This is a genomic window from Sorangium sp. So ce367 (assembly GCF_051520455.1).
GTDB lineage: Bacteria > Myxococcota_A > Polyangia > Polyangiales > Polyangiaceae > Sorangium > Sorangium cellulosum_B.
In genome coordinates, this window is the sequence record NZ_CP150334.1 from 6,900,894 (window position 1) to 6,926,696 (window position 25,803).

The window sequence follows — 25,803 nt, forward strand, 5'->3', positions numbered from 1 at the left end:
CACGCCTGTCGCGCCCTGTGGCGAGCACGCCTGTCCGGGCTGGTCTCTCGCGGCGGGACGCGGTAGGAGGGCGCCATGCTCAAGCACAACAGCTACTTCAACGGTAACGTCCAGAGCGTCGGCTTCGAGCGCCATGGGCGCCGTCAGACGGTGGGTGTCATCGACACCGGCGAGTTCCACTTCTCGACCGAGGCGCCGGAGCGGATGACGGTCGTCGCGGGCGAGCTCGCGATCCGCATCGACGGCTCCACGGAGTGGCGCGCCTATCCGGCAGGGACGTCGTTCGAGGTGGCAGGCAAGAGCGGCTTCGACGTCAGGGCCACCCAGCCCACCGGCTACCTCTGCGAGTTCCTCTGAGCGCGCCGGGGGCGTAGAGCGGCCTAGTCCTCCAGCCAGCGCCGCTCCAGCTCCAGCGTGGCCACGTTGTCCGGCACATTGCCGAGGAACTTCGCGCGCCACACCGGATCGCCGATCTTCCGCGCCCGCTCGAGCAGGCGCTCCCGCGCCGAGGCGATCGCCATCATCGCCTCCCGCCCGTGTCCGCAGGCCGAGAGCGCCTCGGCGTGCGAGAGGCGCACAAGCGACTCGCCCACCTCGGCCCCCATCGACTCCAGCAGGCAGAGCGCCTCGGTCGTCGCCGCGAGCGCGTCCACCGCCTGCCCCGCGTCGAGCAGCGCCCGCCCGAGCACCGCGTACGCGAAGGCCCGCAAGGGCGGCGCGCCGTACAGGATCGCGACAGCGGCGCGCGCCTCGCGCTCGGCCCCCCCGAGATCGCCCGCCTGGAGCACGATCCTCGCGAGGCACGCCCGCCCGGCGCCCTCCCCGCGCGCGTCGCCGAGGCGCTGGGACGTCGCGATCGCCTCCTCCGCCGTCCGCCGCGCCTCCTCGACGAGGCCCCGCTGCGCGAGCACCGGACCGAGGTTGAGGAGCGCGCCGAGCCGGACGTCCGACAGGCCCATCCGCTCCGCGTCCGCGAGCGACGCGCTGAGCGCCGCCTCGGCGCCCTCGAAATCGCCGAGCTCCGCGTAGCAGGAGCCCAGGTTGTTCCTCGCCCAGCAGGCGTTGCGGCGATCGCCCGCGTGCTCGAACGCCGCGAGCGCCGCCTCGAAGCCCGCGAGGCACGCGCCGGGATCGCCGACCGCCATCGCCCGGTACGCGCGCGCCTCGTGGAGCCGCGCCAGCACCTCGACCTCCTGCTCGGTCTCCTCGGCGTCCTGCTCGATCCCGTCGAGCAGCTCGTCCGCGAGCTGGTACCGCCCTCCGAACACGAGCCGCCCGGCGCCCGCGCACAGGCACACGCTGCGCGCGGGGCGCGCCGACCGCCGCGCCTCGGTGCCCTGCGCCAGGCGCAGCAGGCCCTCGACCTGGTCGTGGTTGCCGCGCTTCGAGGCCGCGAGGATCACCTGCGTGAGCGCCGAGAACCACGGCGCCGACCCGGGCGCGAGCCGCTCCAGGGCCTCGGTCCCCCGCCGCTCCGCCAGCGCGAACTCGCCCCGCCAGAGGTGCGCCTCCGCCTGGCAGAGCCGCAGCGCCCCGGCCGTCGCCTTCGAGGCGCCGCGCGCGATGCCGCGCTCGACGCGCTCGATCGCCGCGCCCAGGTCGCTCCCCAGCAGCGCCTGCTCGGCCGCGCGCAGGGTCGCCGCCGCCGCCCGCGCCGGCTCGCCGCCGCGCTCGAAATGCTCGGCCAGGGCCATCGGATCCGCCACGCCCGTCCGCTCGAGCCACTCGCCGGCGAGCCGGTGGCCGAGGCGGCGATCGTGATCGGTCAGCATCCCGTACGCCGCCTCGCGCACGAGCGCGTGCCGGAACCGGTACTCGGCCGCCTCCGGCGCGCCTTCCACGGAACGCCGGACGATGAGCTCCCGCACCTCGAGCTCGGCGAGCAGCGGCTCGACCTCCGCCCGGCCGACCAGCGCGGCGACCCCGCTCCGCGAGAAGGTCTCGCCGAAGATCGCCCCGGCCCGCAGCGCCCGCCGCGCGCCCACGTCGAGCGCGTCGAGCTCCGCCTGCACCATCGCCAGCACCGTCTCGGGCAGGTCCACGCCCTTGCCCGCCGCCGCCGCGCGGATCTGCTCCTCGAGGTAGAAGGCGTTGCCGTCCGCGCGCTCGACGAGCGTCGCCACGAGCGCCGGGCTCTCGCGCTCGCCGAGCACCTGGCGCACGAGCCGCTCGCTCGATCGGCGCGAGATCCCCGCGAGGCGGAGCTTGTGCCCGCGCCGCTCGTCCCACAGCTTCGGGAAGAGCTCGTGCACCTCGGGCCGGCCGAGCGCCATGACCATGAACGGCCGATCCTTCAGGTTCCGGAGCGCGGCGTCGACCATCGTGACCGTGGGCAGGTCGCCCCAGTGCAGGTCCTCGAGCACGAGGAGGACCGGCTGCACCGCGCACTCGGCGCGCAGGAAGTCCTCCCAGGCGAGGCGCAGCTGATCGCCCATGAGCATCGGGTTGCGCCGCGCCGCCCGGAGCTGCACGTCGTCGTCCGGGAACGGCGCGCCGACGAGCTCGCCGAGGAACGTCGCGACCCGCGCGGCGTCGAGCGCCGCGTGCCGCTCGACCCGCGCCCGCACCTTGCGCCGCCGCTCCTCGACGGGATCCGCGTCCGTGAGGCCGATCGCCCGGCGGAGCGCGTGCGCGAGCAGGCCGAAGGCCGACCCGGCGCTCATCGGATCCACCTGGCCGAGCCACACCTCGACCGGCTCGCCGTCCTCCCGGATCGCGCGGACGAGCTCGTGGCGGAGCCGCGACTTGCCGATGCCCGCCGGCCCCGTGACGAGCACGACGCTCGGGGTCGACTCCTCGATGCAGCGGGCGAGCTCGTCCCGGATCAGCGCGAGCTCCCGCTCGCGCCCGACGCACGACGTCGCCTTGCCGAGCACGTGGGGCGGCGCCTCCGGCTCCTCGCGCGCGCCGTGGAGCCAGGGGCCGCCCCCGTCGGACGTGATCTCGAACCGCGCGCCGAGCAGGCCCGCCGTCACCTCGTCGATGCGGATCGCCGGCGCGCGGGACGTCGCGCGGCCCTCGGGGAGCAGCTGGACCACGCGATCGATGAGGTCGCCGATCGGCATGCGCGAGGCGATCTCCGCCCTGCCCGTGACGACCGCGACCGGCGCGCCGCCGAGGAGCGCCTGGACGGCGAGCGCGCAGCGGGCGGCCCGGGCCGCGAGGTCGGTCGTCGCGCCGGCCCCGGACAGCACGACGAGCGGCAGCCGCGCGTCGACGAGCTCGAGCTGGCCCTTGTAGCGCGCCGCCGTGGTCGAGAGCGCCTGCGCACGCGCCTGCTCGTCGACCTCGGGGAGCGACGGTTCGGCGGTGGAGAGGCCGTCGCGCGCGAGGACGAGGCACATCACCTTGCGCTCGCCGGTCGTAAGCTCCGGCGGGCGGACGGACATCGAGGGGGGGCGGACGGAGATCGCCGCGGGATCCATGAGCCCGGCGAGCTCGATCGCGACCGCGTTGCCGTCGCTCGGCCGCCCCTCGGGCGACTTCGAGAGCATCCGCTGGACCAGCGCGTCGAGCGCCTCGGGCACGTCGTCGCGGAGCCACCGGAGCGACGGCGGCTCCTCGATCAGCACCTTGACGAGCACGGCGAGCCCGCGCGCGCCGCGGAACGGGGCGCGCCCCGAGATGCACTTGTAGAGCAGGCAGCCGAGCGCGAAGACGTCGGCGCGCGCGTCGACGTGCGCCTCGCCGCGCGCCTGCTCCGGCGCCATGTAGCCGGGGGTGCCGAGGATGGCGCCGGGCATGGTGAGCTGCTGGTCGATGCCGGACATCCGGACGACGCCGAAATCGATGAGCGTGATGCGGTCGATGGTGCCGCCGACGAGGAGCAGGTTGCTCGGCTTGAGATCGCGGTGGACGACGCCGAGCCGGTGCACGGAGCCGAGGGTGGTCGCGACGCGCCGGCCGAGCTTGAGGCTCTCCTCCAGGGTGAACGCCTGCCGGGCAAGGCGCTGGGAGAGCGTCTCGCCGGTGAGCCACTCCATGGCGAGGTAGGGGTGGCCGTGCTCCGTGCGACCGTGCGAGATGTACCGCACCACCCCCGGCACCCGCAGCGTGGCGAGCGCCTGCGCCTCGCGCGCGAGGCGGTTCGAGTCCTGGGAGGCGGCGTTCTGGAGGACCTTGAGGGCGATGGTCTCGCCGGTCTTGAGGTCGCGCGAGCGGAAGACGTGGCCCATGCCGCCGGCGCCCGCGAGCTCCATGATCTCGAACCGGCCGTCGATGACGTCTCCCGCTCGCATTGCCTGCCGTCGCTCCGGATCGTCCGCCCTGTGTGGGAGCTACGCGAAGTTCACCTGAATGGCCAGCGGTTCAGGGTGACGGGCGTGTCCCCGGAAGCGGGCGCCGAGAGGCGCCGCCGCTGTCATGCAATCACCACCGATTGCCGCGCTCCGGTGCGCATCGTCACCAGAGAGCGCGGCCAGGGGCAACTCTGCAGCGTCGAAGCGCCGGCGGCCCCGCTGAGACCGGCGCGGCCGTGGTGGCCCAGGCGCTGGCCGCTCCCGCCGCCGCCACGCGCGTTGGCTGGCCACCCGCGCTCCGGCTCCCCGGACCGCATTCGCCCCGTTGTCCCGCGGGCCGCGCCCCATTTTTCCCCGTCCCATGCCCCCGCGGCTTTTTCGTCCAGGCGACCTCGGGTGCGACGGGCGGCCGATGTGAAGCGGCGCGCCCCGGAAAACGAGGCGCGGGGGCCCTTCGTCGTGTGACGCTGCGCGCGGCGCTTCCTCTGTCGCGTCTGCGTGATAAATGAGCTTGTCTGGGGAGAGGGGGGAGGCGACCGGAACGCGCTGGACCCCCTTTGTCAAGCGAAGGAGGCCGCTCTTGTCAATCGTGCCCGGAACCGTTCTGCTCCAGCGCTACCGCGTGGTACGTCATCTCCGCCGCGAAGGCCTCGGTGAGGTGTTCAGCGCCGAGGACGCGAGCGCCGGCCGGCGCGTCGCGGTCAAGGTGCTCGGGGAGCCCCCGGTACGCCAGGAGCCGGGAGGCGTGCTCAACACGCCAGAGCGTATGCCCCAGCAGGAGGCCGAGGCGCGCTTCCGGCGAGAGGCGGTGGCGTGCGAGCGGCTGCGGGGCCCGCACACACTGCCCTCGCTCGACGGCGGCAAGGACCCGGCGCACGGTCCTCTCCTCGTCTTCGAGCTGCGCGAGGGGGAGCTCCTCAGCGAGCGCATCTCCCGGCAGGGGCCGCTCCCGTTCAGCGCCGTTCACCCGCTGGGCGGGCAGCTCTGGTCGGCGATCGCCGAGCTGCACGAGATTGGCATCATCCACCGCGACATCAGCTCCGCGAACGTGCTCCTCGACCAGGGTCCTGACGGCGAGCGGCTGACGCTCCTGGATCTCGGCTCGTGCAAGCTCCCTCCCGGGCTCTCCGACGCGGCGCCGACGTTACCGAGCCGGTGTCTTGGCGATTTCAGGTTCGCGCCGCCCGAGCAGCTCACGAAGGGGAAGACGGTGGATCACCGGGCCGACCTCTATGCGGCCATGACGGTGATCTTTCACGCGCTCACCGGCGAGCTCCCCTACGCCGCGCGCAATCTCATGATGCTCGCCGATCTCAAGACGAGGACGCCGCCGCGCCGCCTGGGCAGCCTGATGCCTCCGCCGGTCGACCGGGAGATCGAGGTGTTCGTGAACAGGGGTCTGGCGCACAGCCCGGACCGCCGCTTCGCGAGCATCGCCGAGGTGATCCAGGGCTGGCAGGCGCTGAGCCCCGCCGCCTGAACGTCTCGACGGCTCTCGCGCGGCCCCAGCGCCGCTGAAGGCTGGACACCCGGCCTGCCGATTCCACCGCAGCATCCCCGCGCCGACAGGAAGGCACCCGGACAGCGCCGCGCGCTTGCTGCCTTCCTGCTCCCCCGCCCGATTTCTCCGCGAGCCCAGGCGCCCCTGCCCGGCCGAGGCCGCCGGTTCGCCGGCGAGCTCAGCTGGACGGCGGAATCCCCTGCCGCCGGCCGCGCCCAGAGGCCCCGTCGCTCCGCGGCGTACGCGTCCGACAGCGCGCGCCGGCCTGGGCGGCGCCTCGCCAGCGCTGCCCCGGCGTTCCGGAGCAGGGCTCCCCCGTCGACGCTCCGTTCGACCAGCAGCCGTCGCAGACCATTGCGACAACGTCCCTCTTTTTCTCACCATCATCGCTTCCGAACAGCGTTTACCGCACAGGCCGGTTCCTCTGCGATGCGAGGACGGTTGCCTCGGGTGCTTTACCCGAACGAGCCGCGTTATCCCGGAGCAAGCGGCGATTTCGCGCGCTTCGTCGTCACGGGAAAAGGGCGGACCTTACCGCCTGGCGTCTGACGAGGAATACGCACCTTCGTTCAAGAAACTGCATCTCACAGCATTGCAGAGGGTGAGCACGCATGTTAATCCCGGGTGCGCTCGTCGCCGCGCCCTCTCGCGCGGCGCCAGGGCAACTGGATCGGCGTGCCGCTCGTTTTGCGCGCGTTACGCACGTTACGCACGTTACGCACGTTGCGCAGGTGTCCGCGAGGCGTCTTTCGCCTCTCCGGGGCCGCCGCGGTGTACCTCTCGGGACCGGCGCACTCCGGGCCGGCACGCCGTCTGGGATCTCTCAACCCTTGCCGCCACCACGCTATGACGACAACTACCTACCGCTATGTCTTCCTGGGGCTCTCCATCACGTCTTCGTGGGGCAACGGCCACGCCACGACGTACAGAGCGCTCCTCCGGGCGCTCGCGTCGCGCGGCCACCGGATGCTCTTTCTGGAGCGGAACCTCCCCATCTACGATCAGCACCGCGACCTGCCCAACCCGCCTTACGGCACGACCGAGCAGTACTCGAGCATTACCGAGCTCCGCGATAGATTCTCACGCGCCGTGCGCGAAGCCGATCTCGTGATCGTCGGCTCCTTCGTACCGGAAGGGGCGACGGTCGGGGCATGGATCACGGAAGAGGCCCGCGGAAAGGCCGCGTTCTACGATCTGGACACCCCCGTCACGCTGGGCCGGCTGGCGCACGGGGATCACGCGTACCTGACGCCGGCGCTGATCCCGCGGTATGATCTCTATCTGTCGGCGACGGGGGGCCCGACGCTGGAGCGGCTGGAGCGCAGCCACGGCGCGGTGCGCGCGCGGGCGCTCTACTGCTCGGCGGACACGGACGTGTACCATCCCCAGCCGGCGCCGATGCGCTGGGATCTCGGCTACCTCGGGACCTACAGCGACGACCGGCAGGCGGCCGTCGAGCGGCTCCTCCTCGAGCCGGCGCGGCGCATGCGCCGCGGGCGCTTCGCGGTGGCGGGCGCGCAGTACCCGACGTCGCTCGCGTGGCCGGAGAACGTCTCCCGGACGGAGCACCTCCCGCCGGACGAGCACCGCATCTTCTACAACTCGCAGCGCTTCACGCTGAACCTGACCCGCCGTGCGATGGTGGAGTCCGGGTGGTCGCCGAGCGCGCGCCTGTTCGAGGCGGCCGCGTGCGGGACCCCTGTCCTGAGCGACACCTGGCCAGGTATCGAGACGTTCTTCCAGCCCGGCGAGGAGATCCTGCTCGTGCGCTCGCCGGAGGACGTGCTCCGGAAGCTCAGGGAGATGAAGGAGGACAAGCGCCTCACGGTGGGCCAGCGGGCGAGGCAGCGCGTCTTCGCCGAGCACACAGCGATGCACCGGGCCGAGGCGTTCGAGCGCTACACCCGCGAGGTGCTCGAGGCCGCCAGCCGGACGCGCGCGCGCCGCGAGCGCGACGGGCAGCTCACGACGTCACAGGTGGAGAGCCAGAGCGGCTGACGCTTTGGCCTGGCCGCCCGCCTGCTCCCCTTGCCGCTGGGGGCGGCGCGCAGTAGGCCAGGCAGGTGCGCTCCACGCCGCTCCACCCCGTCGCCCGGCTGCCTGAAGAGTGGTCGGCCTCGCTGGCTGCCCGCGGAGAGCGGTCGTTCACGGCGAAGCAGGTATTCCAGTGGATCCATCGCCGCGGCGTCCTCGATCCGGCCGCGATGACGAACCTCCCGGCGCGGCTGCGCGAGCACCTCGCCGCGGAGGGGCTGGGCGAGGTGCTGGCGCCCGAGCGGGTTCATCGCTCCGAGGACGGCACGCGCAAGCTGCTCCTGCGCCTCCGCGACGGCGCGACCATCGAGTCCGTCCTGCTCCCGTCGGTGTCGGGCCCCGGCTCGCAGGCGCAGCTCGACGCCGACGCGGCGGCGGCTGACGACGAGGACGACGATGCGGCCGCGGAGGCGGGCGCCGCGCCGCGCGTCCGCGTCACCCAGTGCATCTCGACGCAGGTCGGCTGCGCCATGGGGTGCGGCTTCTGCGCGAGCGGCGTGGCGGGGCTCAAGCGCCACCTCGGGGCCGAGGAGATCGCGGGCCAGGTGCTCCTCGGGCGGGCGATGCTCGAGGAGGGCGAGGAGCTCCGCAACGTCGTGTACATGGGCATGGGCGAGCCGCTCCACAACTACGAAGCGACCGCTCGCTCGCTGCGCCTGCTCACGCACCCGGAAGGGATCAACCTCTCCACGCGGCGGGTCACGGTGTCCACGTCGGGCCTCGTGCCCGAGATCGCGCGGCTCGGAGCGGATTTTGGCGGGCAGATCGCGCTGGCGATCTCGCTGCACGCCGCGGACGACGAGACGCGCTCGGCGCTGATGCCCATCAACCGCAAGCACCCGCTCGACGAGCTGCTCGCGGCGCTGCGCGCTTACCCGCTGCCGCGGCGCCGGCGCATCACCATCGAATACACGCTCGTCGCCGGGCAGAACGACGATCCCGCCGAGGCGCGGCGGCTGGCGAAGCTCCTTCGCGGGCTCTCCGTGAAGATCAACCTCATCCCGATGAACCCGATCGAGGCCTCCTCGCTGGGGCCGCCGGCCCAGGAGCGCGTGGCGGCGTTCCAGGAGGTGCTCACCCAGGCGGGATACTCCTGCTTCGTTCGCCGCCGGCGCGGCGATGACGTCTCGGCGGCCTGCGGGCAGCTCGTGCTGCTCGGGGCCAAGCCGAAGGTGCGGCGGGCGCTCGGCTGAGCACGCCCGCTCGCCTCCCGGGAGCGCGCGGGCGAGCGCCGCCTGCAGCGGGCGTCTTGACGCGCCGCCGCGCGGGGGCGTAGCTGTCGGCCGTGTTGAAGAAGATCCTCGTCGCCAACCGTGGAGAGATCGCCTGCCGCGTCCTCCGGACCTGCAAACGGCTCGGGATCGCTACAGTCGCCGTGTATTCCGACGCGGACGCGAGCGCGCCGCACGTCGCGATGGCCGACGAGGCGGTGCGCATCGGGCCGCCGCCGGTCCGGGACAGCTACCTGGTCATCCATGCGATCGTCGAGGCGGCCCGCGCGACGGGCGCCGACGGCATCCACCCCGGGTACGGGCTGCTCAGCGAGAACCAGGCCTTCGCCGAGGCCGTCATCGAGGCCGGCGTCACGTTCATCGGCCCGCCGCCCGCGGTGCTCCACGCCTTCGGCGACAAGATCCTCGCGCGGGATCACGCGCGTGGGGCCGGCGTGTTCCCGCCGCCGGGCACGGGCGGTCCGGTCGACCCCGCCGACGTCGAGGCCGCCCAGCGCGCCGCCGAGAGCATCGGCTTCCCGCTGCTCGTCAAGGCCGCGGGCGGCGGCGGCGGCATCGGCATGCAGGTCGTCACCGATCCAGGCAAGCTGTCGCGCGCCCTCACCGCGTGCTCCGACCGCGGCCGCGCGGCGTTCGGGGATCCGCGCGTGTACATGGAGCGGTACATCGAGCGCCCGCGCCACATCGAGGTGCAGGTGCTCTGCGACGGGCAGGGCGGCGCCGTCGCGCTCGGCGAGCGCGAGTGCAGCGCGCAGCGCCGGCACCAGAAGATCGTCGAGGAGACCCCGTCGCCGGCCGCGTTCTTCCAGGGAGCGGCGGGCGAGCTCCGCCGGAAGGAGCTCCACGACAGCGCCCTCCGGGTCGTGACGGCCGCCGGCTACGTCGGCGCGGGCACCGTCGAGTTCGTCGCGGCGGAGAGCGGCGAGCTCTTCTTCCTGGAGGTCAACGCGCGGCTCCAGGTCGAGCACTGCGTCACGGAGATGTGCACCGGGCTCGACCTTGTCGAGCACCAGATCCGCATCGCGTCGGGCGAGCCGCTCGCGCCGGAGGTCCGGGGCCACACCTGCCGCGGCCACGCCGTCGAGGCGCGCCTCTACGCGGAGGATCCGGCGAAGAAGTTCGCCCCCCAGCCCGGCCGCATCACCGCGCTCCGCTGGCCGGCCGCCGGCGACGACCTGCGGATCGAGACCGGCGTCGCCGAGGGGCTCGAGGTGACGCCGTTCTACGACCCGCTGCTCGCCAAGATCGTCGCCCACGGCCCGACCCGCGACGAGGCGATCGCTCGCCTGGACCGGGCGCTCGCCGAGACGACGATCGAGCTCACCGGTCCGGCTGGGCCCGCCGCGACCAACCTCGCGTTCCTCCGCCAGATCCTGCAGGACGGCGATTTCCGCGGCGGGCAGTACGACACGCGCTTCGCCGAGGCGCTCGCCGCCGGCAAGAAGGCGGGCTGACGCTCGGCCGAGCGGGCTGAGCGGGCCGCGAGCTGGCCGGGAGCCGCCGGCTACATCGGCGCCGGGCCGGCGGGCCGGCGCGCGGCGGTCGCCGCCCGCACTGCCGCCGCGCTGAATCGCGCGCTCGTGGTGCAAACCACGGCCGGCATGAACTAAATATCAGGCGTGAGCCACGACTTCGTCCTCGAGCCCGCCGAACGCTGGCTTGCCCACGACCCCGATCCGGAGACCCAGAGCGAGCTGCGCCGGCTCATCGACGCGGCCAGGGCGGGCGAGGACGGCGTCCGCGCCGAGCTCGCCGAGCGCTTCGCCGGCCCGCTGGAGTTCGGCACCGCGGGCATCCGCGGCGTCCTCGGCGCCGGCGAGAGCCGGATGAACCGCGCCGTCATCCTCCGCACGACCGCGGGGCTCGCCCGTCACCTCCTCGAAGCGATCGGCGACAAGGCGCGGAGCGCCGGCGTCGTCATCGGCTACGACGGCCGCCGGATGAGCCGAGAGTTCGCGGAGGACACCGCCTGCGCCCTCGCCGCCGCGGGCATCCCGAGCCACCTCTCGCCCGTCCCCTGCCCCACGCCCGTCGCGGCGTTCGCGGTCGGCCACCTCGGCGCGGCCGCGGGCGTGATGGTGACGGCGAGCCACAACCCGCCCGAGTACAACGGCTTCAAGGTGTACTGGGACAACGGCGCGCAGATCATCCCACCCCACGACACCAGCATCGCGACGGCGATCGACGCCTCGCCGCCCGCGGATGAGGTCCCCCGCATGCCCCTCGACGAGGCGAGGAGGCTCGGGCTGGTGCGCGACTTCCCCGAGGAGCTGGAGCGGAGCTACCTCGGCGCGATCCGCGGCCTCGCGGTGCGGAGCGACGGGGATCGCGACCTCTGCATCGTCTACACGCCGCTTCACGGCGTCGGCAATCGCCTGGTCCGCCAGGCGCTCGGCGAGGCCGGCTTCACGCGCGTGGCGAGCGTGCCCGAGCAGGCCGAGCCGGACGGCGCGTTCCCCACGGTCGCGTTCCCGAACCCCGAGGAGAAGGGCGCCATGGACCTGGCGTTCGCCCTCGCGAAGCGGGAGGGCGCCGACCTCGTCCTCGCCAACGATCCCGACGTCGACCGGCTCGCCGTGGCGGTGAGGCGCCCTGACGGCGAGTACGTGCAGCTCACGGGCAACCAGGTCGGCGTGCTCCTCGGCCATTACCTGCTCACCGAGGGGCGCGCGCAGGGCGCGGACGAGCGCCGGCTCGTGCTGGCCTCCTGCGTCTCGACCCCGATGCTCGGCGTCATCGCCGCGGCGCTCGGGGTTCACTACGAGGAGACCCTGACCGGGTTCAAGTGGATCGCCAACCGGGCGATGGACATCGAGCGCTCGACCGGGGCCCGCTTCGTGTTCGGCTTCGAGGAGGCGCTCGGCTACACCGTCGGCCCGGTCGTGCGCGACAAGGACGGCATCAGCGCCGCGGCGCTGGTCGCCGAGCTCGCGGCGGTGCGCAAGGCCGAGGGCAGGACCCTGCTCGACGAGCTCCAGGCGATCACCCGCAAGTACGGCCTCTACATGAGCGGGCAGCGCTCTTACACCCTGCGCGGCGTCGACGGCCTCGAGAAGATCGCGGCGATCATGGACGCGCTGAGGAAGAGGCCGCCGGCCGCGATCGGCGGCGTCCCCGTGGTGGCGTGGCGCGATTTCGAGGCGCGCACGCGCACCACGAGCGACGGCCTCGTCGAGCCGCTCGTGCTGCCTCCGAGCAACGTGCTCGTGTACGAGCTCGACGACGGGAGCCGGCTCATCGCCCGCCCGAGCGGGACGGAGCCGAAGATCAAGTTTTACTTCGACGTGCGCGAGGAGGTCGCCGCGGACGAGCCGCTGGGCGACGCCGAGGCCCGCGCCGCGGTGCGGCTCGACGCCCTGGCCCTGGCGTTCTCGGGCCTCGCCGGCATCGGCTGAGGGGGAGCGGCCCCGTCAGCCGCCCGGGCTGCGGAAGGCGGCGCGGCCCACGAAGAACGGGCCCATCTGGCTGATGAACTCCGAGGTCTGGCGGGTCTTCCGCATCGTCTGCACGATGTGGGAGAGCGGGTGGAGCTCCTTGCCGACGAGCCCGATCACGAACTCGTTGTCGCGGGCGTCGAGGCCGTGGCACGCGAGGCGGATGTCGTGGGCGAGGTCCTGGGCGCCGTAGGCCCTGCCGATGGTGCCGTGCTCGCGCAGGATGCTCCCTTGCTCGCGCCCCTCGAGCTTTGAGAACGCGCCGCTGCGGCGCAGCGGATACCACACCGCCCACGGCCAGGCGGGGTTCAAGACGGTCTCCGCCGGGCGCCGGAGCAGCCAGAAGTCGAGATCCTGCTCGTAGCCGGTCGAGTACGTGCGCCCCAGCATGGTGAAATCGGGACGAAGCTCCAGGGCCCGGAGCTCGCTGCGGTTGAGCGCCGGGCGGACGGTCTGGACGAAGACGGCGGGGTCCTCCGCCCACGTGAGCACGGCGATCCCGCGCGGATCGTTGATGTCCTCGTAGACGACCGCGCCGACGCGCTGCGACGCGAGCGCCTGGCCGGCTGCGCGGGTCAGCTCCGCCGGATCGGCGTCGCCGGGGCAACGGAACACGAGCAGCTGCATGAACAGCCGGCCGTTGATGACCTGCGGCCGGCCGTCGCGCGGTGCCCCCCGCTCGGCGACGTCGATGTGCGGCAGCTCGGGCTCCGCGTGGCCGGCGGCGGGCCGGCCCGTGGTGGGTTCGCTCATGGGCGTAGGGGTACCGAGGTTCGCGGGGGACGGCAACTGCCAGGCGCACCACCTCCGCGGGCGACGCGCAGCCCCCGCCGCGAGCGCCCGTCGCCGCTGCGAGCCCCCGTCACCGCGACGAGCGCCCGTCGACGGCCACGACGACCGACGAGCGCCGCACGAAATCACGTAATGCGCATCACACCATTGCGCGCGCTGACGTCTGCGGCGGTCGCCGGGGGTCTGGCGTCTCGGGTCGAAAGGAGAGCTGGACAACCGGCGTGATCTTGCGCAGGGCCACGTCGGCTCGTGTCGTACGGCTGCTCCCACGTAATCATCTCTTGCCATCGAGCCCGACTCACGCTCCCCTGCAAGGTACAACCACGACTCCTGGAGTTGCCCCGACGATGTGCTCCCGGGCAGGGTTTCCCGCCCGAGGGTACGTGCGCCGCCCCCCCGATCGGGCTCAGCTTCGCCGGGGCCTTCCCGCCGTAGGTTCGCCGCGATGAAGACGCACGAGACGAAGACCAAGACCTCGATCCCCGCCGGTAGATGCAAAGGAACGTTGCTGGTCAACCTCCGGTCGTTCGTCACGACGACCCGCGACGCCGGTTCATGGGAGCGCCTGGTGACGTCGCTGCCCAAGTCAGACCGGGACGTACTCTCTCAGCCGCTGCTCGCGAGCAGCTGGTATCCGATCGGCGTCTGGAACCGCGCCTTGCGAACGCACGCGCGCACTGCGAGCGACCAAACCGCTGAGCTCAAGCGGTTTGCCCGCTACGTCGCGGATCGCGACCTCAATACGGTGTTGAAGTTCGCGCTCTCGATCGCCATGCCCGACACGATCGTCGCCCGGACTGGAATGTTCTGGTCGCGCTACTTCGACGCCGGGAAGGTCTTCCCGCGCATGGTGAAGCCGCGGGAGTGGGTGCTGACCATCACAGGCCCGACGGGGGACGACGAGGGGCCCTCCGCGATGAACTGCGGAGAAGGCGTCTGCGGCTGGGTCGAGCAGGCGCTCCTCCTGTGCGGTGCATCCACCCCCAAAGTAACCCACCAGCGGTGCCGGTTCCGCGGCGCGACGGAGTGCCTCTCCGAGGTCGTATGGTGAGCGACCTGAGCGAGATCGGCCCTCTTGTCGTTGCGGCGGCGCCCTCGTTTGTCTATTGACTTGCTCCTTCACCTTGATCCAGACTGGATGCAGGCAGGACACATGTACACGAAGCCTCCCATGGTGAGGTCCTCGCGCTGCCCCTCTCGTCCTTCGTGCTCGGGGTCAGCATCGTGCCTGCTGTGCGGATTGTCTCCTGACGGCCGCTGACCGGTCAGCCTGCGGGGGTTCGGTGGGGTAGAGGCCGGCGGGCAGCCACGAGGCGGATTGACCCAGCAACCCAACAGGTAATTTCATGCTGTCACCTCGCTCGCAGCGGCATAAGGAAGTCAAGGACAGCCTACAGGCGACGCCGCACCCGGTCTGGGTCGAGGACATGCTCGAATCTCTGGCCGACCAGTGGAAGGCCGCGGTCTACACGCCGCCGATCGCGCAGACGATGACGGCGCCGGTCGATCAGGAGATGTGGAAGGGGCTCCTCCGGGAGTTCTTCTGCGTGGTCGAGGCGTTCCCGAAGTACATGGGGCTCAGCCTCGCCAAGACGACCTATGGCCAGACGCCGCGCGACTCCCTGGTGCGAGACTGGCTCATCGGCAACATCCGGGTCGAGGCGCTGCACGTGCGCTGGTACCTCGACTGGGCGGCGTGGCACGGGCACAGCACCTCGGACATCACGAGCCACCGCCCGAGCCCGGAGATCGCGTCGCTCTTCGAGTGGCTCTGGTCGGTGTCCTACCGCGGCTCCCTCGCGGAGGCGGTCGGCGCGGTGAACTATGCGATCGAGGGGGTCATCGGCGAGTGTTCTCGCGTGGTGCTGCCGGGCTTTACGAAGCTCTATGGCGAGGGGAGCAAGTCGCTGACGTGGCTCGCCGCGCATGCGAACTACGATGATGCCCACCCGCGCGAGGCGCTCGAGATCGTGAAGCTCGCGACCACCTCCGCCGAGGAGATCCGCCGGGTGCATTCCAGCATCTCCCGCTCGCTCGAGCTGTTCGAGAAGGCGTTCAGGGCCTGCAGCGTCCCGCACCGCGGCGGCAGCTGACGCGGCCACCTCCTGCCAGCGCCGCGCACGACCGGCAGCGCCGCGCACGACCGGCGCCGAGCCCCAGCGGAGATACCGGCTCTCCGAAGACCCCTCAAAGAACACAAGGCGAGCGCCCCGCGGTGCCGGCGCGTGACGGCGTCAGAAACCGCCGCAATTCCTGCCCTGCCGCACCAAGCAGCACGCGAGAAACGGACCTGCTCGAGGCGAGAGACCTCGGAGATGCCAAGATCGCCAGTCGGCCTTCTCCCCTTCTCTTAACCTCTTCGCCGTTCGACTCATTGACCAGCGCGGCCCCCACCGCGAACCGCCAGCCAGTCCCGCCCCCTGCTGCCGTTTCCCCCGGCCCCGCTGTCCGCCGGGGCAGAGCGGCGGTCTCTCGCACAGGAGACGGGCCCAGATCGACGTTTTCGGCGCGCAAGCGCACTCCTGTGCGCTGAGCACCGAAAACGTCGAGGTGGGCCCGTATCCGAAGCGAGTGACCGCCGCTCTAGCGGCCGTAGACGGCTTTGCGGACCTTTTTCTTGAGATCGTCGAGCACGAAGGGCTTCGTGATGTAATGGCGTGCGCCCGCCTGGATGCCGGCGATGACGTCCATCGGATCCGACTTGGCGGTCAGGAAGATGATGGGCACCCGGCGCATCGGCTCGTGCTCGCGGAGCCGCTTCGTCATGCTCACGCCGTCGAGCTTCGGCATCATGATGTCCACGATCACCAGATCGGGCAGCGGCTCTTGCTGGGCCAGCGCGAGCCCATCGACCCCGTTCGTCGCGACCACGGTGTCGAACTCGTCGCCGAGGAACCGGGCGATCATCGCCGCCGTGTCCTGCTCGTCTTCCACCACCAGGATTCTCTTCTTCGTCGCGGTCACCATCGGCGCCGGGAAAGATAGCGCGGAGCGGACGATGCGGGCGGTGTGCCGGAATTTTTTTCCGAAGAACGTTGGCAACACATCGATTTTATTCACCGACAGCGCAAGCGCCGTCTGCGCCGGAGGCGCTCAGCGAGGAGGGCGTGCGGTGCCGACGCAGGGGTTTCGCCCGGAGCAGGGCTGTCTCAGGCGCACCGCGCGGCGTCCGAGGATCAGGTCGCGCCGGCGGCCGCGCGCTCGAGGAGCGAGGCGAGGCGATCGAGCGGCATCGGCTCCACGAACGTGCTGCCGATGTCCCGCATCAGCACCGTCCGGACCGACGAGCCCCGGCGCTTCTTGTCGAGCGACAGGAAGCGCAGCGCGGCGGAGACCGGCTCGTCCTCGATCCGGGTGGGCAGACCGAGCCGCGCGAGCAGGCGGGTCGCCCGGTCGGCCGCCGCGCGGTCGGTCACGCCGAGCGCGCATCCGACGCGGAATATGGCCACCATTCCGAGCGCCACCGCCTCGCCGTGCGCAAGCCGGACGAACCCCCCCTCGGCCTCGAGGGCGTGCCCCAGCGTGTGGCCGAGGTTCAGGAGGGCGCGGTCGCCCGACTCGCGCTCATCGCGGGCGACGATGGCCGCCTTCACGGCGATCGAGCGGCGGATGATCTCGGCGAGCAGGCCGGGGTCGCGCGCGAGGACGCGGTCGGCCTCGCGCTCGAGCAGCGTGAGCAGCTCCGGATCGCCGATGCAGGCCGATTTCACCACCTCCGCGAGCCCGCTCCGGTAAGCGCGGTCGGTCTCGGTGGCGAGCGCCGCCGGGCTCGCGACGACCGCGGACGGCTGGTGGAACGTTCCGACGGCGTTCTTCGCGGGCCCGAGGTCGACCCCGGTCTTGCCGCCGACCGAGGCGTCGACCATCGAGAGGAGCGTGGTCGGCGCCGCGACCCAGCGGACGCCCCGCAGCAGCGTGGACGCGGCGAAGCCGCCGATGTCGGTCACCACACCCCCGCCGTGCGCGAGCACCACCGCGCCGCGGTCGGCGCCGCCGTCGATCATCGCCGTCAGCGCCGCCTCGACGGCCGCGAGCCGCTTGTGCTCCTCGCCGGGCTTGAGCACCGTGACGGCCGCGGCCGGCGTCCCCTGCGCCGCGAGCGCGGCGAGCAGCGGCGCACCCCAGAGGCGGCTCACGTTCTCGTCCGTGACGACGAAGACGGACGTCGGCGCCAGCGCGGCGATGGCGTCCGCGGTGGACGCCGCCCCGTCGGAGGCGATGCGCACCGCGTAGCTCTTGTCGCCGAGCGGCACGAAGAGCGGGCGATCCGCGTAGGCGCGGAGGACCCGCCCCGCGACGTCCGCGGGGGAGACGCCGTCGGTCACGACGCGCGCGTGGGCCTCGGCATAGACGGGGGCGCGCGCGGCCAGGAGCTCCCGGATGCGCGCCTCGCGATCCGGCGCGCCGTCGAGGAGCGGGCGGTTGCCGTTCGGCGTGCGCGCGGCGATCGTGCGCGGGGTGGCGGTGAGCGCGACGACGCAGCCGCGCTCGAGCGCCTCGGCGCGGAGCGCGGGATCGACCAGGGCGCCGCCGCCGAGGGCGATGATGCGCGGGCCGCGCGCCGCCAGGAGCCGGCGCAGGGTCGCCGCCTCCAGCGCGCGGAAGCCAGCCTCGCCGCGCTTCGCGAAGAGCGACGGGACGCTCTCGCCGGCCTCCTCGACGATGGCGTCGTCGAGATCGAGGAACGGGAGCCCCGTGCGCGCGGCGGCGATGCGGCCCACGGTGGACTTGCCTGCCCCCATGAAGCCGGTGAGCAGGAGCGGAGGTGCGTCGGAAAGGAATTCCATGGCCTTCAGTAAGAGCGGACCTGCTGGAGGTAGCTGTCGACGTTGCGCGAGAGCTCCGTGAGGCTGTCGCCGCCGAATTTCTCGAGCAGGGCGGCGGCGAGCGTGATCGCCACCATCGCCTCGCCGACGACCGAGGCGGCCGCGACGGCGCAGACGTCGCTGCGCTCGAAGGCGGCGTCGAACTGCTCCTTGGTGCGCACGTCGACCGACGGGAGCGCGCGCTTGAGCGTCGCGATCGGCTTCATGGCGGCGCGGCAGATGAGCGGCATGCCGTTGGTGATGCCGCCCTCGAGGCCGCCGGCGCGGTTCGACGGGCGGGTGAAGGCGTGCGCCCCCTGATCGTAGGCGATGGGGTCGTGCACCTCGGAGCCCGAGATGCGCGCGGCCTCGAAGCCGATGCCGATCTCGACGCCCTTGATCGCCTGGATGCTCATCAGCGCCTGCGCGAGCCGTCCGTCGAGCTTGCGGTCCCACTGCACGTGGCTCCCGAGCCCGGGCGGCAGGCCCGTGGCGATCACCTCGAAGACGCCGCCGAGCGTGTCGCCCCGGTGCGCGGCCTCGCGAATGGCGTCGCGCATCGCCTGCGCGGCAACGGCGTCGACGCACGCGAGATCCGAGGCGCGGGCGCGCTCCCGGAGCTCGGTGAGCGGGAGCTCACCCCCGCCCGAGGCGGCGGAGGTCGGCGACGCCACCGGGCCGATCGACAGGACATGGGCGAAGACCTCGACGCCGACGGACCGGAGGAGCTTGCGGCAAACGCCGCCCACCGCGACCCGCGCCGCGGTCTCGCGCGCGCTCGCCCGCTCGAGCACGTCGCGCAGGTCCCGCCGGGCGTACTTCAGGCCGCCGGCCAGATCCGCGTGGCCAGGGCGCGGGCGGGTCAGCGCCTCGGGCGGCTCGGGGAACGGCTCGGGGCCCATCCGCCCGGCCCAGCTCGCGTGATCGCGGTTCTCGATCACCATGGCGATGGGGCCGCCGAGCGTCTCGCCGCCGCGCACACCGGCGACGAGGCGGACGCGATCGGTCTCGATCTTCATCCGGCCGCCGCGCCCATAACCGCGCTGGCGACGCGCCAGATCCTCGTCGATGTCCTCCGCGAGGAGCGGCATGCCCGCCGGAATACCCTCGACGGTCGCCACGAGCTCCGGCCCGTGCGACTCGCCGGCCGAAAGCCACCTGAGCTGCGTCATCGTGTGGAAAACCTCCTCCGCGCCCGGAGCCCCGGGCGAAGCTTGCTGCGTATTACAGGTCGATCTGCTCCACGTCGACGCCTTGGGCGGAAAAAGGGGAAGAATGGCCAGCGGCGTCTTCGCCAACCTGGGTCGGAGAGCGGACAGCGGCGCCAGCCTGGGTCGAGGAGCGGACGGCGCCGTCCGCGACGACCGGCTCCCCGAGGAACCTGGCCGCCACGGTGGCGAAGCTCTTCGGTAGATCCGTGACGAGGAGCGAGAGGCCGCCCGGCGTGCTCCGGGAGGTCGCGAGCCCCCGCTCCGCGAGGAACGAGGCCACTTCCTCGGCGGTCGCGGAGGCGCTGTCCACGATCGGGAGGGGGCCGCCGGCGAGCGACGCCGTCTCGGCCTCGATCGCGGCGCGGAGGAGCGGGAAGTGCGTGCACCCGAGCACGATCGAGCGGGCGCCCGCGCCGATGAGCGGCTCCAGGTACCGCCGCGCGACGAGCCGCGGGACCTCGCCCTCGAGCCATCCCTCCTCCGCCAGCGAGACGAGCAGCGGGGCCGCCTGGCCGGCGACCTCGGTGCGGGTGCTGAGCGACGCCACGGCGCGGGGATAGGCGCCGGACGCGATGGTCCCGGCCGTCCCGAGCACGCCGATCGTCGCGCCGCGCGACGCGGCGACGGCGGCGCGGGCGCCGGGCAGGATGACCCCGAGGACGGGCAGATCCAGCTCGACCCGGAGCATGTCGATCGCGACGGCGCTCACCGTGTTGCACGCGACCACGATCGCCTTGACGCCGCGGCCGATGAGCACGCGCGCGCAGCCGAGCGCGTAGCGGACCACCGTCTCCGGCGACCGCGTGCCGTACGGGACCCGCGCCGTGTCGCCCAGGTAGACGATGTCCTCCGCCGGGCAGCGCCTGCGCAGCGCGCGCACGACCGTGAGGCCGCCGAGGCCCGAGTCGAACACGCCGAGCGGCGCGTCGCTGTGGGACGTCACGGCTCCTCGATGCGGAACAGGTGCACCGGCTCGCGGAGGAACTGCTCGCGCGCGATCGCGTCGAGCGCGTTCCGCACGAGCCCCTCCCGCGCGTCGTGCGTGATGAGCACGACGTCCACCGCGGGCTGACGAGCGGCCGCCCCGCCCGCGGGCGCCGCGCCCGAGCCCGGGTTCGTCGGCCCCTGCTGCACGATCTGCTCGATGCTGACGCCCGCGTCGCCGAGCGCGCCGGCGAGGCGACCCATGACGCCGGGCCGGTCCTCGACCGCGAAGCGCAGGTAGTACCGGGAGACGATCTCGCCGAGCGGGCGCACCGCGCGGGGCTTGATCGACATGCCTCGGCCCTGCATGCCCGCGACGCCCGACGCGATCGAGCGCGCGACGTCGAGGATGTCGGAGACGACGCTGACCGCGGTCGGCAGGTCGCCGGCGCCGCGGCCGTAGACGAGCGACGGGCCGACGGCGCGCCCCTCGAGCAGCACGGCGTTGAGCACGCCGGACACGTTGGCGAGCACGCTCTGCTTCGGGATCAGCGTGGGGTGCACGCGCAGCTCGATGGAATCGCCGAGATCGCGGCCGATCGCCAGGTGCTTGATGGTGTAACCGAACCGATCGGCGTAGCGGTGATCGGCCTCCTCGATGCTCCGGATCCCGGAGGTGTGCACGTCGGCGCTGTCGACCTGCGCCCCGAAGGCGAGCATCGCCAGGACGATCAGCTTGTGCGCTGCGTCGTGGCCGTCGACGTCGAGCGACGGGTCGGCCTCGGCGTAGCCGAGCGCCTGCGCCTCGCGCAGCGCGGCGTCGAACGACGCGCCCGTGTCGCGCATGCGCGTGAGGATGTAGTTGCAGGTCCCGTTCAGGATCGCGGTGACGCGCTCGACCCAGTCGCTCGCGAACGCGTCCCGGAGCGTCCGGATGATCGGGATGCCGCCGCCGACTGCCCCCTCGAACGCGAGGTCGACCTGGCGCGCCGAGGCCCGCGCGAGGAGCGCGGGGCCGTGGGCGGCGAGCAGCAGCTTGTTCGCGGTGACCACGCCCTTGCCGCGGTCGATGGCGCGCTCGATCAGCGCGCGCGCTGGCGTCTCGCCGCCCATCACCTCGACGACGACGTCGATCGCGGGGTCGTCGACGACCTCCTCGGGGTTCGTGGTGAGCAGGCCGCGATCCAGGGCGCCGACGCGCTCCTTCTCGAGGTCGCGCACGACCACGCGTTTCACGACGAGGGGGACGCCCGCGCGCTCCGCCAGGTAACCGGAGTTCTCGGCCAGGAGGCGCAGGACGCCGCCGCCGACCGTCCCGCAGCCGAGGAGCCCGATCTGGATCGGGGCGCCCCCGCGGAGGCGCCTGCGATCGCTGGCGGCGTGAGGTTCAGGGTTCAAGTTCAAGGGCGGACCGCCTTCCGTCTTCATGCGCGCGGAGCTTAGCGCTTCTCGCGCCGATAGGTGACGCCTATGCTGCGCTGGCCATGACGGAAAAGGGCGTTCTGGGCGACGAGTTCAGGTTCCACGTGGGCGAGGACGGGGACGCCGTGGAGCGGGGGCCGCTGCTCCCGCTGCGCGTGCTCGTCGTCGCCGATCTCACCCCGCGCGATCCGCACAACGCCGGCGCGAGCCCGCCCGCGGGCGCGATCCGCGTCGACGGGGGCCGCTTCGATAACCTCTTCACGATGCTCCGGCCACGGCTCGCGATCGAGGTGCCGAGCGTGCTCGCGGCGGGCCGGGCGGTGCGCGTCGATCTGGCGCCCGCCGGGCTGAAGAGCTTCCGGCCCGACGCGCTGTGCGCCGAGGTGCCGCTGCTGCGCTCGCTGCTCGATGGCCGCCGGGTCCTGGATCGGCTGCGCGACGGCTCGGCCACGCTCGACCAGGCGCGCGCCGAGCTCGATCGGCTCTGGGGCGGCTCCCCGCTGGTGCGCGACATCCTGGGCCTCCTCCCGGAGCGCCGGGACGCCTCGCCCGATCGCTCCGCGCCCGCCGCGGAGCGGCCCGCGGCGCCGGCGCCCGCGCCCGGCTCGGACGTGGACGCGCTGCTCTCGATGGTCGACCTCGGCGGGAGCGACGGCGCCGAGGCAGCGCCCCCACCCGCGACGCCGGGCAGCCTCGATCAGAAGCCGGCGGAGGCAGGGCGGTTCTCGGAGCTCATCGCGACCGTGGCGGCGAGCGCCCGCCCGCGCGCGGGCCAGCCCGCTCGGCCAGCGGAGGCGATCGCGCAGATCGAGCGCGCGATCGGCGCGCAGCTCGGCGCGATCCTGCAGCACCCCGAGGTGCGGCGCCTCGAGGAGGCGTGGCGCGGGCTGAGCCTGCTCGTGGAGCGCGCGAAGGCGGCGGAGGGCGTCCGGTTCGACGTCGTCAGCGCGCGCCCGGACGAGGCGGCCGGCGCGCTCGCGCGGGTGCTCGCGCAGACGGCGAGCTCCGAGCCGCCGGCGTCGGTCGCCATCGTGGACGTCGCGATCGACGGCAGCGCCGCGTCGCTCGCGCGGCTCGAGGAGATCGCGCGCGTCGCCGAGGCGCACGCGCTCCCCGCCGTGGTGAACGGCGACGCGCGCCTGCTCGGGGTCGACGATCTCGGCGGCGTCGAGCGGCTCGACAACAAGGCCGCGCTGTTCCGGGCGCCGCACCGCGCGCCGTGGCGCTCCGCTGCAGCGCGGCATGGCGCGCGGTGGGTCGCGATCGCGATGAACCGCGTGCTCGGCCGGATGCCGTACGACCGGACGACCTCCCGGATCCGGGAAGCCGCGATCGCCGAGCAGCCCGGCGATGAGGGCGGCCGCGTCTGGATCTCGCCGGCGTACGTCGTCGGCGCGCTGATCGCGGGGAGCTTCCGCGAGACGGCGTGGCCCTGCCGCGTCACGGGCGCGAAGGGCGGCGGCACGCTCGGGGACCTGCCGGTGCACGAGGTGAAGGGCGCGTACGAGGGCGACGAGGGCGTCGCGATCCCGACCGAGGCGTTCGTGTCCACGGACACCCAGCGCGAGCTCTCCAAGAGCGGCGTGCTGCTGCTCGCGTCGGCCCCGAACAGCGACGCGGTGTACGTCCTCGCCGCGCCGACGGCCTACGTCCCGCCGGAGAAGCTCACGTACGACAGCCCGACGGCCGAGCCGGACGAGCGCCTCGAGCGCGTCTCGCTCGTCGATCAGCTCTTCGTCGCGCGCGTCGTCCAGTTCCTGCGCGCGCTCTGCTCGAAGCTGCCCCCGGACAGCGACCCGGCGGAGGTCCAGCCGGTCGTCGAGGGTGCCCTCTGGGCGCTGTTCGAGAGCGCGCCGCCCGCCAGCATCGAGCTCACCGTCAAGGCGGGCCGCGGCGAGGGCGGCGCGCAGATAGCGGTCACGGTGCGCCCGCGCCGCTTCCTCGGCGTCGGTCTCGACGAGGTGTCGCTCGAGATGCCGCTCGGCTGAGCGCCCCGGATTGACGCCGCCCGGCGCGCGGGGGAGGATCGCCGGCATGCGGCTCCGCGTCGCGATCCTCCTCGCTGTCCTGAGCACCCTCGTGACCACGTGCCAGCGGCCTGCGGCGCCGCAAGCGCCGACGTCCGACTGCGGCTGCCGCAAGAAGTAGCCCGGCGCCCATCGCGGGACGACGGGTCACGTCGCGCGGTTCCGGGCGCGCGGCATTGCAATGCACGTCGAGCGTCTCTCACGAAGACGCGAGGACCGGATCGTGAGCGGTGCTCTTTCTCACACCCGCCCCGGAGCGGCCACCCGCCGGCGGGCGGCGGCGCCTCGATACGGCCTCTCCGCGCCTGTCGTGCCGGAGGTCGATCTTCGATGGCGACGAAGAGCGCGGGAGTGATCGTCGCTTTCATCTCGACGGAGCGCGTGGAGTTGCGTAGTTGCGCAGCTGCTCAGTCGGGCCTCGGCGGGTCGCGCGCGATGTGCGCAGCGCGCGCAACCCGGGTTGAGCGCCTCATCACGAAGCGAGCATTGCGCCGGCCTTGCAGTCCTCAGGGGCGGCCCGAGGATTGCAATCCTGGCGCCTTCATGAAGCCCTGCACCCAGGAGGACATCCGCTCCAATCGCCCGTTCGCCGGCCGCAGGGCGGTGGTGATCGGTGGGAGCATCGCGGGCCTGGTCGCAGCCCGCGTGCTCGCCGACCATTTCGGCGAGGTGGCCGTCGTCGAGCGCGACGCCATCCCGGATGACCTCCGCGAGGCCCGCAAGGGCGTGCCCCAGGCTCGCCAGCTCCACGGGCTGCTCGCCCAGGGAGAGCGGATCCTGAACGACCTGTTCCCCGGCTTCACCGGGGATTTACTCCAGGACGGAGCCATCGCGTACGACTTCGGGCTCGGCCTGGCGTGGCACCACCACGGCGCCTGGAAGCCGCGCTTCGAGACGGGGGTGCGGACCGTGTGCATGACCCGTCCGCTGCTCGAGGCGCACGTGCGCCGCCGCGCGTTCGCGCTGCCGAGAGTGCGGCGCCTGGACCAGCGCGAGGTGGTGGAGCTCTCGGCGTCTCGCGATCGCTCCCGGATCACGGGCGTCGTGCTCCGGCAACGCGACGAGGGCGGCCAGATCGAGCGGCTGCCGGCGGAGCTCGTTGTGGACGCCAGCGGGCGCGGCTCGCGCGCGCCGGCGTGGCTCGAGGCGCTCGGCTACCGGCGGCCTGACGAGTCGACAATCCAGGTCCGGGTGGGGTATGCCAGCCGGCAGTACCGGCCGCGGGATCCGGCAGAGCTCCCGTGGAAATCGCTGTACGTCCTCGGCTCGCCGTCCGACAGCCGGCGGTTCGGCTGCATCGCGCCGATCGAGGGCGGGCGCTGGATCGTGGTGCTGGCGGGCCTGTTCGGCGATCACCCGCCCGCCGATCCCGAGGGCTTCCTGGAGTTCGCCCGGGGCCTGCCCAACGACGCGCTCTACCGGGCGCTGCTCGGGGCCGAGCCGGTGACGGACGTCGCGGTCTCCAAGTTCCCGGCGCACCTCCGGCGGCACTACGAGCGGATGGCGCGGATGCCCGAGGGGCTCGCCGTGCTGGGCGACGCGCTCGCCAGCTTCAACCCCGTTTACGGCCAGGGGATGACGTCGGCCTGCCTCCAGGCGCTGGCGCTCGACGCCGCGCTCAAGGAGCAGCGCGGCCGCGCGGGGCGCGGCGCGATCGCGGGCCTCACCCGCCGCTACCACGCGGCCGCGGCGAGGGCGGTCGACCTGCCGTGGCGGATGTCCACGGGGGAAGACCTCGCTTACCCCGAGACCAGGGGCCGGCGGCCGTTCCTCCAGCCGATCATGCGCTGGTACACCGGGATGCTGCACCGGGCCGCGCAGGTCGATCGCGAGGTCTACGTGCGCTTCGTGCGCGCGTTGCACATGCTCGACGGGCCGGAGGCGCTCCTGGATCCTCGCTTGATCCTGCGCGTGCTTCGCGCGGGGCGGTCAGGGTCGCTGCCGGAGGTGGCCGCGGCCGGCGCAGCCCACCGAGGGCAGCCCGAATGACGCCTGAATAGCTGAGCCCGCCGCCTCGCTCCAGACGTGTGATGACGGCGACGGCTCCGCGCCGCGCGAGGCCCGTGTCGGCGGGACGAACGCGCCGTGGTGCCGTGTCGACAGGCATGCTCCGGCGGGGGGCCGCCCCGCGCGGCTGCAGAGCGTTGCCTGGCCGTCGTGTTCTGGTAAGACGTGCGCGCCTT

17 protein-coding genes are annotated in these 25,803 nt (G+C 73.0%); 10 read left to right on the forward strand and 7 right to left on the reverse strand.

Features of this window, described 5'->3' with window-relative positions:
- Nucleotides 1–75 precede the first annotated feature (75 nt).
- Entirely contained in the window at nt 76–357 is a 282-nt protein-coding gene (locus tag WME97_RS26205) for a pyrimidine/purine nucleoside phosphorylase (RefSeq protein WP_437541072.1), read from the forward strand.
- Nucleotides 358–380: 23 nt separating this feature from the next.
- Here the strand turns inward: WME97_RS26205 and WME97_RS26210 are convergent, their stop codons facing one another.
- Nucleotides 381–4,238, reverse strand: coding sequence for a serine/threonine-protein kinase (locus WME97_RS26210; RefSeq protein ID WP_437541073.1), 3,858 nt, complete (start codon nt 4,236–4,238; stop codon nt 381–383).
- A 589-nt stretch (nt 4,239–4,827) separates the two neighbouring features.
- Between WME97_RS26210 and WME97_RS26215 the strand changes: the two genes are divergently transcribed.
- The 5 genes from WME97_RS26215 to WME97_RS26235 all read left to right on the forward strand — a co-directional run bounded on the left by WME97_RS26215 (nt 4,828) and on the right by WME97_RS26235 (nt 12,400).
- Nucleotides 4,828–5,718 (forward strand): serine/threonine-protein kinase, encoded by an 891-nt coding sequence (locus tag WME97_RS26215; protein ID WP_437555500.1) that lies wholly within the window; start codon nt 4,828–4,830, stop codon nt 5,716–5,718.
- 867 nt (nt 5,719–6,585) lie between these two features.
- Complete coding sequence (locus WME97_RS26220; RefSeq protein WP_437541075.1) at nt 6,586–7,737, forward strand: CgeB family protein; 1,152 nt, start codon at nt 6,586–6,588, stop codon at nt 7,735–7,737.
- Between the two features lie 65 nt (nt 7,738–7,802).
- Nucleotides 7,803–8,966, forward strand: a complete 1,164-nt coding sequence (rlmN, locus tag WME97_RS26225; protein WP_437541078.1) for a 23S rRNA (adenine(2503)-C(2))-methyltransferase RlmN — start codon at nt 7,803–7,805, stop codon at nt 8,964–8,966.
- A 92-nt stretch (nt 8,967–9,058) separates the two neighbouring features.
- Nucleotides 9,059–10,459, forward strand: a complete 1,401-nt coding sequence (locus tag WME97_RS26230) for an acetyl-CoA carboxylase biotin carboxylase subunit (protein WP_437541081.1) — start codon at nt 9,059–9,061, stop codon at nt 10,457–10,459.
- A gap of 165 nt (nt 10,460–10,624) precedes the next feature.
- Nucleotides 10,625–12,400 carry a phospho-sugar mutase gene (locus tag WME97_RS26235; protein ID WP_437541083.1) on the forward strand — a complete coding sequence of 592 codons (1,776 nt, stop codon included), beginning with the start codon at nt 10,625–10,627 and terminating at the stop codon, nt 12,398–12,400.
- A gap of 15 nt (nt 12,401–12,415) precedes the next feature.
- On the opposite strand, the gene WME97_RS26240 is transcribed toward WME97_RS26235, so the two are convergent.
- Nucleotides 12,416–13,192 (reverse strand): chlorite dismutase family protein, encoded by a 777-nt coding sequence (locus tag WME97_RS26240; protein ID WP_437541085.1) that lies wholly within the window; start codon nt 13,190–13,192, stop codon nt 12,416–12,418.
- Between the two features lie 484 nt (nt 13,193–13,676).
- Here WME97_RS26240 and WME97_RS26245 point away from each other — a divergent pair, with 484 nt between their 5' ends.
- Both WME97_RS26245 and WME97_RS26250 read left to right on the forward strand, forming a co-directional pair.
- Nucleotides 13,677–14,282 carry a hypothetical protein gene (locus WME97_RS26245; RefSeq protein WP_437541087.1) on the forward strand — a complete coding sequence of 202 codons (606 nt, stop codon included), beginning with the start codon at nt 13,677–13,679 and terminating at the stop codon, nt 14,280–14,282.
- 295 nt (nt 14,283–14,577) lie between these two features.
- Nucleotides 14,578–15,324 (forward strand): TenA family transcriptional regulator, encoded by a 747-nt coding sequence (locus WME97_RS26250; protein ID WP_437541089.1) that lies wholly within the window; start codon nt 14,578–14,580, stop codon nt 15,322–15,324.
- A 490-nt stretch (nt 15,325–15,814) separates the two neighbouring features.
- On the opposite strand, the gene WME97_RS26255 is transcribed toward WME97_RS26250, so the two are convergent.
- The 5 genes from WME97_RS26255 to WME97_RS26275 all read right to left on the reverse strand — a co-directional run bounded on the left by WME97_RS26255 (nt 15,815) and on the right by WME97_RS26275 (nt 21,575).
- On the reverse strand, nt 15,815–16,291 hold the full coding sequence (locus WME97_RS26255) for a response regulator transcription factor (RefSeq protein WP_437541091.1): 477 nt from the start codon (nt 16,289–16,291) through the stop codon (nt 15,815–15,817).
- 116 nt (nt 16,292–16,407) lie between these two features.
- Complete coding sequence (aroB, locus tag WME97_RS26260; protein WP_437541093.1) at nt 16,408–18,018, reverse strand: 3-dehydroquinate synthase; 1,611 nt, start codon at nt 18,016–18,018, stop codon at nt 16,408–16,410.
- 5 nt (nt 18,019–18,023) lie between these two features.
- Nucleotides 18,024–19,208 carry a chorismate synthase gene (gene aroC / locus WME97_RS26265; protein ID WP_012237475.1) on the reverse strand — a complete coding sequence of 395 codons (1,185 nt, stop codon included), beginning with the start codon at nt 19,206–19,208 and terminating at the stop codon, nt 18,024–18,026.
- A 52-nt stretch (nt 19,209–19,260) separates the two neighbouring features.
- Complete coding sequence (murI, locus tag WME97_RS26270; RefSeq protein ID WP_437541095.1) at nt 19,261–20,190, reverse strand: glutamate racemase; 930 nt, start codon at nt 20,188–20,190, stop codon at nt 19,261–19,263.
- On the reverse strand, nt 20,187–21,575 hold the full coding sequence (locus WME97_RS26275; protein WP_437541097.1) for a homoserine dehydrogenase: 1,389 nt from the start codon (nt 21,573–21,575) through the stop codon (nt 20,187–20,189). The genes murI and WME97_RS26275 overlap by 4 nt, the downstream gene beginning before the upstream one ends.
- An 80-nt stretch (nt 21,576–21,655) precedes the next feature.
- Here WME97_RS26275 and WME97_RS26280 point away from each other — a divergent pair, with 80 nt between their 5' ends.
- Nucleotides 21,656–23,581: a type VI secretion system contractile sheath domain-containing protein gene (locus WME97_RS26280; RefSeq protein WP_437541099.1), complete on the forward strand. Its 1,926-nt coding sequence runs from the start codon at nt 21,656–21,658 to the stop codon at nt 23,579–23,581.
- Nucleotides 23,582–24,163: 582 nt separating this feature from the next.
- Nucleotides 24,164–25,609, forward strand: a complete 1,446-nt coding sequence (locus WME97_RS26285; RefSeq protein ID WP_437541102.1) for an NAD(P)/FAD-dependent oxidoreductase — start codon at nt 24,164–24,166, stop codon at nt 25,607–25,609.
- The last annotated feature ends 194 nt before the right edge of the window (nt 25,610–25,803 follow it).